General features: G+C 65.7%; 8 protein-coding genes. All 8 read right to left on the bottom strand.

Features of this window, described 5'->3' with window-relative positions; all coding sequences use genetic code 11:
- The coding region (locus ACIQ36_RS15380) for a GumC family protein (RefSeq protein WP_395830885.1) at positions 1-1,097 on the bottom strand (1,097 nt) is incomplete at its 3' end.
- Between the two features lie 11 nt (positions 1,098-1,108).
- A complete protein-coding gene (locus ACIQ36_RS15375; RefSeq protein ID WP_395830883.1) occupies positions 1,109-1,747 on the bottom strand; it encodes a hypothetical protein in 639 nt (212 codons plus the stop codon).
- A 60-nt stretch (positions 1,748-1,807) separates the two neighbouring features.
- Positions 1,808-4,090 (bottom strand): hypothetical protein, encoded by a 2,283-nt coding sequence (locus ACIQ36_RS15370; protein ID WP_395830881.1) that lies wholly within the window; start codon positions 4,088-4,090, stop codon positions 1,808-1,810.
- Positions 4,090-5,244, bottom strand: coding sequence for a glycosyltransferase (locus ACIQ36_RS15365; protein ID WP_395830880.1), 1,155 nt, complete (start codon positions 5,242-5,244; stop codon positions 4,090-4,092). Before ACIQ36_RS15365 ends, ACIQ36_RS15370 begins: the two co-directional genes overlap by 1 nt.
- A complete protein-coding gene (locus tag ACIQ36_RS15360) occupies positions 5,234-6,022 on the bottom strand; it encodes an acyltransferase (protein WP_395830878.1) in 789 nt (262 codons plus the stop codon). The genes ACIQ36_RS15365 and ACIQ36_RS15360 overlap by 11 nt, the downstream gene beginning before the upstream one ends.
- Positions 6,023-6,072: 50 nt before the next feature.
- Positions 6,073-7,482, bottom strand: a complete 1,410-nt coding sequence (locus ACIQ36_RS15355; RefSeq protein ID WP_395830876.1) for an O-antigen ligase family protein — start codon at positions 7,480-7,482, stop codon at positions 6,073-6,075.
- The gene (locus ACIQ36_RS15350; RefSeq protein WP_395830874.1) at positions 7,479-8,924 is read right to left on the bottom strand and encodes an oligosaccharide flippase family protein; all 1,446 of its coding nucleotides are present in this window, start codon (positions 8,922-8,924) and stop codon (positions 7,479-7,481) included. The genes ACIQ36_RS15355 and ACIQ36_RS15350 overlap by 4 nt, the downstream gene beginning before the upstream one ends.
- The coding region (locus tag ACIQ36_RS15345; RefSeq protein ID WP_395830872.1) for a hypothetical protein at positions 8,921-9,144 on the bottom strand (224 nt) is incomplete at its 5' end. The genes ACIQ36_RS15350 and ACIQ36_RS15345, both read right to left, overlap by 4 nt.

Genomic DNA, 9,144 nt, shown 5'->3' with positions numbered 1-9,144 from the left:
GAGGCTTGCGCTTCGGCGACCGACGCCGCTAAGCCCGCCACCTCGCGCGTTAAACTTTCCTGTTTGGCTTTGCTATCCTGCAAGCGTTGCATTTGCGACAGGAGTAACGGGGCCGCTGGCCGATCCGACGAAACGCCTTGCGTGGTTGCTTGGGTAATCAGCCGCTCGATATCCTCCGGCGTCAGCGTTCGGGCGGCATCGATGAGCGATTTGCGCTCGTCCTCAAGCCGCCGAACTTTCCGCAAAGCCGCCTGCACCTCCGAATGATCGTCGGTGTAGCGGGCGCGCAGCAGGGCCAGTTCCCCGGAAACCTGAACGATCTGTTCTTCCATTTTGCCAATCACCGGGTTCGTATTGGCAAGCCGCGCCCGCATATCCTCGAAAGCTGCAACGGCGGTTGCAAGTTCGGCGCGCTTTTCTTCCAAGGTGCGCTGGAGCACGGTGAGCCGCTGGACATTGGCCGTATAGAGTTCCGGCAGTTTATCGGCATTTTTCAGCTTGAACTCGGCCAGCGCATCTTCCGCCTCGGTCAGAACACGGCGCTTTTCGGTAATCTCGCGCTCCAGAAACGTGACCGAGCCTTCCATTGACGAGCGTTCGGGGGCGAGGAGCCGGTCCACAAACCGCTCGCCGATGGTCGAGAGCACTTGGTCGAGCCCCTTGGGGCTATTGCCGCGCAGGCGCAGTTCGATCAAATCGCCGCCGACAAGAAGCGCGGTCAGATTCCCCGACATTTCCCGCACGGCCCAGTTTTGCGCGGCGGGCGACGCATCGGGCGGCAGCAATTGGCGGTCGCGAATCACGGCGGCCAGCACGTGTTCGCTACGCAACAGGGCCTTCAACCCTTCCATTCGGTCTTTCAGATTGGGGCCAACGGCCAGATCGTTCAAAAACGGATTTAGCTTCGCGGGTTCTTGCACCAGAATCGTCATGCGCGCTTCGTAGCTCTTCGGCAGCAGCAGGCTCACCCCAAAGGCAAGAAGCGGCATAACCACAATCGGCACGCACAGCAGATAGCGGCGATACCAGGCCGCCGAAACGATGAGGTATAGAATATCGCCGATGGAACGCGGCGCGAGGGGGGGCGGTGTTGTCATCGCGCGGCCTGTCACTGTAGCTCAGAATCGGGAGCGCTCGGGCGCAGAACCGCTGTATCCGGGGAAAGGGAGGGGCTGTAATGCAGCTCGGCCCGCGCCACGAGGTCCTTCGGCAGCGCCGCTTTCACCGACGCCCCACGCTGCATAACCAACGCCATTGTTTGCGCCGGGGACAGGGTCCCCTCCCCCGGCCCCATCAAAATTCTCACCGGGCCGGGCTGGGCCGCAAGCTTATGGGCGGCGAGCGTGAGCTTGAGCATTTCGACCGAACTCAATTTTGGGCTCGCAGGGGCAAAGCGCAGCAAGGTTTCGGGACGGGGCGCAGGGGCCGCCTGGGTTTCGACCGGCTCCGCGACTGGGGCCGGGACTGAGGCCGGGACTGGGGCCGGGACTGGGGCAACCGATGGCGGTGCGCTGGGGGCGGCCTCCGGCACCTCCGTCGCGCCGCGCGCTTTTGCCAACATCCCGGCCACGCTCACCGGGCGCTTCGGTTGCGCCGCCCGATCCTCACTTTGGAGCGTTGCGCGCAATCCCGCCGGGATCATCGACAGCGGATCGCGGTTTGCGCAGCCGCTGAGGCAAATTGCAACGAGCCCCAGGGTCAAAACCGTCTTGAGCTGCGCTGAGATATGCATTTTGCAACGGGCCATAGGGAAACCTCCGAAAAGCGGGCCGAATACCCGTCAGAGGTACAATCCCCATGCCAAGGTTCACGGGCGCAGAGCGCGGGCAGCTTTTTGGCGAAACATCGTGAAGAACTCCGGCGTCGCCCGCGCCCGCGCGTCCGCCCATCGGTCGCCCAACGTATCGCGCAGCACCCCGAGCAACCGGGCGGCAGCAGGCGCGCGGCTCCCCGCCAAAGCCGTGATCCAGCGGCTATCCTCGACCGCTTCGGCTAAGGTCAAGAGATTGTCGTCAATCGCAGGAAGCGCGGGACAGGGGTCGGCGCTTGGGTGCAAAAGGCCAAAATCCGCCTCGCGCCCATCGGTGGGGTCGAACGGATCGGCGGTCGGCATGCGCGCGTGCCATTGCAAATAGCCCTCCGCCCCGGTCAACCACAGCCAGAACCCCGCCGCCAATCGCGGTGACTCGGCATTGTATAGCCAGAGTTTCGCCTGGGGGCGTGTCAGGCGCGCGCGGGCTGCGCGCAATTGGGGCCGATCTAGCCCAAACCCTTGATTGACCAGCGCCATATCGAGCCCCGCCAGAAACTGCGCATCGCCGGGCGCGTTCAGATGGGCGGCGAGCTTGAGCCAGGGAAAAGCCTCCCGCAACCGTGCCCCCGCCGCAAAATCGCTGGAGCCATGCGCGGGGTTCGACGGCTCATCGGCGATGCTCCAGTAAATCTGATCGCGCTGCGCGGGCAGCAAAGCGCCATCCAAATCGTGCAAGCGCTTGGCCGTCGCCTCCACGCCGCCATCGGCTAAAGCCCGCTTGAGTCCCGCATAGGCGATCCACGGCGGCGCAGAGTCCGCTAGCATTGCCCGAAGCCGCGCGGGCGCGTGCAAATCTAAGGGCGGCGCGTGGGGCGTTAAACCGAGACGGGTGAGGAACCGGGCATCGCAGCGATAGCCCTCTAAACGACGGTCGTCCCCGCCCTCCGCGCGCCAGACTTCCTGAGGGGGATCGTCCAAATAGGGGCTGACCGCCGTTCGCGCCTCGGGCAGCAGAATCGGCAGGACGGTAACGGGCACCCGCTGAACCGCCCCATCGGCGAAGTGGAGCGTAAGGGCCTGGGGACCGGGTTTGGCGGAAAGAGCACGAAGCCACAGCACCAGCCGTCGCGGTCGATCGGGAAGACGCGATTTTAGGCTGCCCAGCGGCATCAAATGGCGCGCGGCGGGGATGAGGAGTTGGGAGGCGGCTTGCGCGCGCTCCAGCGTCCAACGCCCTTCCCAAGCCTGAACCTCCAACCCCGCATCGGCTTGAACCTGCTCCACTTGCGCGCCGGGCGGCAGCCAAAGCGCGTGCCGCACCGCGCCGTTTTGGGCGATTTCGAGCGGCGCAACCGGCCCGCTCACCGGGATTGACGGCGACCAAACCGGCCAGGCGGCGTCGAACGCCTCGGCCCGGCGAGCGTCCAGGCCCGCAAGCGCGGCCTCCCCGGCGTCGGTTGCGGGCGCAAGGGCGAGCCCGGCGAGATAGGTCGGCCGGTCGCCTTGAAAGGCGATTTCGAGCTGTCCATCGGTCAGATCAAGGGTGGCATCGATCCGGTCGCCCCGGCGCTGCCCGAAGGCTGCCCAGGCCGACGCTAGTGAGGGCGAGTCCCCCTGGCCGCCCGCCAAATAGCGCCGGGAAATCCACTCTGTCAGGCTCCAGGCGCGGTGATCCAACACAAGCCCGTTCGCGGTGACATTCCGGTCCAGGACGCGCGGCAGCGTCTCCCAGTCGCCAGGGTCTTCCAGCCATAGCCGCAGGTGCCAGCGGCCCGGCGCGACGCTCAGGCGCACTTGATCGATTCCGCTAATGCCGTCGGCCAGCATACGCTCGCCGCCCGACCGGCGAACCGCAACCTTTCGCACACCGCCCAAGCGCGGATCATCCGGCCCAAGGCGCGCAAATCCGGGCGCGGGGGGAAGCGCAACGGGGCCAGCGTCGAGCGCTATCACGTCCGGGGGCGGCGGCGGCGCGGGCTCTACCGTAACCTCGGCGTCAATCGCGACGGGGGGGTCGCTAAAAAGATACAGGCGGCGCGTGGTGGCAAGATCGTGCGGCGCACCGCCCGACCGGGTTAACCCCTGCGCCGGGAGGCGAATGACGAAGGGACCGGGCGGAATCAACCGCTCCTCATTCACCCGCGTGCGATAGTTCACACTGTCCGGCCCATCCAGGCGCAGGACAAGAGTCACCGGCGCTCCGGCGTGACTAACGCCGCGCAGGACCAAATCCGCCGCGCCGGAAAGCGGGGCAAACGGCGTTTCCCGATAGAGCGGCAGCGGGTCGGCGAGGGCTGGAGCCGCGAGGAGCACCAGCAAAAAGCCAAGTCGCCGCATCACCCCATCTCTTCCAGATAGCCGCGAATCGTGGCGGCCCGCGCCGCCCAACTTTCCCCGATCACCCGCTGCTGCCGCGCGGCTTTTTCCTGCCGAATCTGGGCCGGATCCCGTTCCTGCAACCCGCGCAGATAGGTGGCGGCCTCCAGCACTGTCGCGGCGGTCTTCACCTCCGGCGCATAGGCTTGCGCCGCTGGAAACGGCGTGGCGACAGTCGGCACGCCCGCCGCGAGATATTCGCGCAGCTTCAAGGGGTTGCAGGCGTGAATTTGCGGTAGGTCCCGAAACGGCAAGAGCGCCGCCGTCCAAGTGTGAAGATAGGCGGGCAACTCCCCGTGCGCGCGGGGGCCAAGCAGGCGGATATTCGCGTAACGGGCCAGTTCGGCCAGCTTCTCCGCGCTCTCGGCCTTCGCCGGGCCGATCAACTGAATCTCCCAATCGGGCAGCAGCCGCGCCAGCGCCATCAGCCAATCCCAATCCACCCAGCCGGCCAGACTGCCATAAAACCCCACCGTGGGCCGATCCTGGGGAACGTCGGTTGGGCGGTCTTGCGGCGTCATGAACAGATCGGTATCGACGCCATGGGGAACCAGGCGGGTTTTGGCCGCCGGAAACTTTGCCGCCAACTCCGGGCTCGTCGCCAAAATCAGATCGACCCGCACGGCAAGCTCGGCCTCGTGGCGCAGCACATCGGTGTGATCGACGCCTTCCAGCGCCCCGAAATCGTCGCAGCAATAATAGACCGTGGCCGCCGTGGGCAAACGATCCAAGACCGGCCCCGCCGTGGGCAGCGAGGTCCAAAGAATCGGCCGCGCCGATAGGCCCGTGCGCGCGAGCCCCCGGCGCAAGCTGCGCGCCAGCAGTTGCCCGGCCAGCGCCGCTTCGAAGCCTTTTCGGGGAACGGGCGGGGCCAGAGGTGCAATAATCCCTTGGGGTTGAGGGCCGTGGACCGGGCGCGGCGCGGCGCGGCCCTGCCATCCGGCGCGGAGCTTTGTCATCACCCGCGCCGCATCGGACCAGCGCGGACGCCGCAGCCCGAGCGAGTTCACCCATAAAATCCGGTCGCCCCCCTTCAGAAGCGCGCGGGCGAGATGTTGGGTGCTCGATGGCCAGCCGCCCCAATCCTCCCCGAACATCACAAGATCAAGCGTCATGATCGAACCCTCCGGTATCCGTTCCCGGTAACGACCGGATCACTTTTGCGGGAACCCCGCCCGCGAGCACATTCGTGGGCAAATCGCGCGTTACCACGCTCCCCGCCGCCACCACGGTTCCGCGCCCGATACGTACGCCCGCGCAGACCGTCACCCCGGTCGCGAGCCACACGCCCGGCTCCAGGATGATATCGCCTACTTGATCCTCGGTATCGGGCAGGCCCTGGGCGCGATCCTCGGGGTTCAGCGGATGGCCGGGATAGCCCGCCAGAAAATTCCGCCCGGCGAGGCGCACATCGTCGCCAATCTCAACCCGCCGCCCGACGGCAATCGTCGTCTGCCAGCCAAGATCGACATTGCGACCGATGTTCAGCAGCGGCGCGGGGCTGCCCGCAACGCCATGCACCCGGCCCGTAATCGTCACTTGGCCCGACATGCGGCAGGCGTCACCCATCTGCACCCGCACCGGCCCCAACAGCAGCGGAAGCCCGCCGTAAAGATACAGTCCGCGCCCGCTGCCCGGCTCCAACCGGGCGCGCAGCAGGGGCGTCCACCAGAGCGCGCGCGTCAGACTTGCGCTGAGGTTTCGACCGCCGAGCCATAGGCTCCATAAAATCCGATGCACGCCGGGAATAACGGGCATTTGGGCGGATCGGCTCGTATACCAAAGCGCGCGCACCCCGCGCGCCAGCGGGTGATCGGCCGTCCGGGCCCAGCGGCGAAAATCGCGCAACGAAGGTCGGGCCTTGGCCTCGGGGGTGAGTATCTCGATCGACATCAGAATCCTCCAATCAGGGATATCTTCCCTGTGCAGGCTTGGGGCCAGTTTTAGCGCGTTGAAACGGCGGGATTTTCCGAGGTCGGGGCCGTAACTGTTGCGCTTTCAGTTGCGTTTTGCGTCACCTGATTTGCGTAACGCGCAATCGCCGCCGTCAGCGCGATTTGGATATAGAAGGGCCAGGTGAAACCTTGGGTGAGGAAGGTTCCCGCGACGCAGCAGGCCGCTAGTCCCGCCACCAACGCCCGCCCCATGGCGCGGGCGTTGGGCGAGACGCCTGGCGTTCGATCCAGAATCCGCGAGGCTTTGAGGGACGAACGTAGGCTAACCACGATCATGCCAATAAAGACCGCAAGACCGGGAAAGCCGGTTTCGCCCAAAACGCCGAACCAAGTGCTATGCACCGCGTGGTTCTTGCCGTCCCAATGGCTGCTGTAGAAATAATAATTGCTCAGAAAATTATCGAGCCCCACGCCAGTCAGCGGGCGAGTGGTGGCCATTTGGATGGCCGCCCCCCAGGCGTAAATCCGCCCCATCGCCGATTCGTCGATACCATCCTCGGCGGCCCCGCCGGAGGAGCGGCCCGAAATACCGGCGGCGGCAAATAAGACCAACATCGCCACACCGCCGACCGCCCCGAGCAGCAGCTTGGATTTGACCAGCCGCAGCCCGAAAACACCGAAAACGGTCATGATCCCCAGCAAACCACCGCGCGACTGAGTGGCCAAAATCGCCATCAGAACCGCGACAACGGCCACCGCGCCGAAAAGGTTAGAGAGCTTCCCCAATCCCTTGGTTGTTGCCAGCGACACCGCAAAAGCCATCGGGAACAAGAGCACCAACGACAAATCATTCGGGTCCCCGAGGACGGATTGCATATCCCGCCCAATCGTTACCCGCGTGCCTTCAACGAGGCCGATGCCATTGGCCTTGTTGGAGAGCGTGACATAGGAAACCGCGAGCCCCGCCAGAACCAAAGCACGGGAGGCGCGGGCAAAATGCCCCGGCTCGGTCGTCAGCCAGGCAATCGCCAGGGTCATAATGCCGATTTTCACGTAAGTCGCGGTCCAATAGGCAAGGGCGAGCGGCTTATTGCTGGCAAAGATGACGCCCACCGTCACCAGCCCGAAAAAGGCGGCAAACCAGCTCAGTTCCCGCGACCAATAGGGTTTTAACCGCCGCGTGCCGAAGAAATGCCAAACCAGCACCCCCAGCGTCGGAATCGCCAGCAGTTGCGGAATGCGCAGCGGCATGAGCACGGGAAAAGCTTCGTGGATGCGAAAGAAGGAGAAAATGACAAAGCCGAGGCACAGCAAAAACGGCACGCGCGTCGCCATAACCGCCGCCGGAATCGCCACCGCGAGCCCGAGCATGACCAAAGGGTTCGGCAGGGCAAACAGCGGCAAGACCGACAGAATGCTTGCGCCCAAGGCAAGACTGACGGGGGCAAGGCGGCTCATGGCGTTCCCACTTTCAAATCAAACCCGGTCCCGTCGAGAGGGGGGAGCGCGCGTGTTCGGCCCCAGGCAACCCACCCCAACCCGGCGGCAAGCGCCGTCAGAAGAGCAAGGGCCGCGAGCGCAAACGCGCCGCGCGCCATCCCCACCAAACCCAGCGCGGGAACGCCCAGGATCACCAGCGTCGCGAGCCCGGCGAAAGCCGCAATCGGCCACCAGCAATAGGGAATCGGCGCGGCTTTGCGCCCGAGATGCAGGAAAAGCGCAATCCGGCTGCCGTGCGCCGCCAGCGTCGCCACAATCGCCATCGCTTCGGGCGCAATCACGCCGTTCAACGGCGCGATCAGCAGATAGCCGATGAGCGCGACCCCCGCGCCCAACCAATTGACCAGGAACGGCTTTGCGCCCGTCTGCCCCAGGTAGCAGCCAACATTAAGCAGGCTTGCGGCTTCGTTCAAGGCAATCGCGAGCGCGAGCGGCGCGATCCAACGGCCTGCTGCGTGAAAACTCGGCGGGGTGAGCGCTTCCACCAGCAGCGGGCCGAGCAAGCTGGTCGTGGCAACGGCCAAGGTGAGAAGCAGCAACCCCGCCCCCACCGCCTGCGCCGACCGGCCACGCCCGGCAGCGGTTTCCATCCAGGCAATCCGGCGCGGATACCACCAGAGGGCAAAGGGTTGCAGAATGAGCGAAACCACCAGCGCGAATTTCGCCGCCAAAGCATAGTGGGCAAGCGAGGCCGCCGGGATCACCGCGACCAGAAACCAGCGGTCGCAACTCCCCAGCACAAACCCGGCCCCGCCGCCCGCCGCCAGCGGCACGCCGTAGCGGAGCGGTTGACGCCATTGCGCGGGCCGGATCTCGATGCCAAAACGTCGGATCGTGACCAGGACCAGAACCAACGCCGTTATAATGTCCGCACCCAGGGTCGCCAGCGCAAGGCCGGTCACGCCCCCGTCATAGAGCGCCGCCACCGCGATAAACCCGGCCTGAAGCACGGCCCGCCCAACGAGCCCCAGCGCAAAGCTACGGCTCTGCCCGGCATAGCGGAACGCCGCGAGCGGCACTTCCAGGCAGGCGATCAGCGCAAGCGACGCCACGAGCGCGTGCAAGGCGAGGCGCGGAACGCCGAAGGGCAGTATCGGCAAAAGCGCGACGATGGTTTGTCCCACGATCAGGAAAACAACCGCCGCTGTGAGCGCTAGGCCGAGGAGCCGCGCCGGCGTCCTCGGCGCCGTTGGGGTGAAGCGATAGAGGCTATCGGCCAACCCCAACCCCAGGGCGAGGCCGCCGAGATCGGCCAGGGTTGCCAGTAAATCCCACTGCGCGTATCCCGTCGGCCCGAGGGCGCGGGTGAGCAGCGGCAGCAGCGCAAACGCCAGCGCCTTGCTCACCGCCAGCGCGAGCGCATAGGGCAGCATCTGCCGCAGGAGGCTCTGCGCCGTCATGCGAGCCCCCGGTGCCGGAAGCGCTTAAAGCTCGGCCCGCCCGCAGGCTGCGTTTGCTGAATCGCCGCCGAGAGGTCGAAGGCTTGGTGCCAGTCGGTGAACAGCGAACACAGGCGTTGACGCCCGGCATTGCCCATGCGCCGACGCTCCAAGGGGCTCAAGGCCTCCATCGCCAGCAAGGCCCGCGTCAAAGCAGCTTGATCGCCCCTGGGAAACAGAA

The sequence above is a fragment of the Elstera sp. genome (genome assembly GCF_044372965.1).
Taxonomy (GTDB): Bacteria; Pseudomonadota; Alphaproteobacteria; order Elsterales; family Elsteraceae; genus Elstera.
This window is presented reverse-complemented; position numbering and strand designations above follow the sequence as displayed.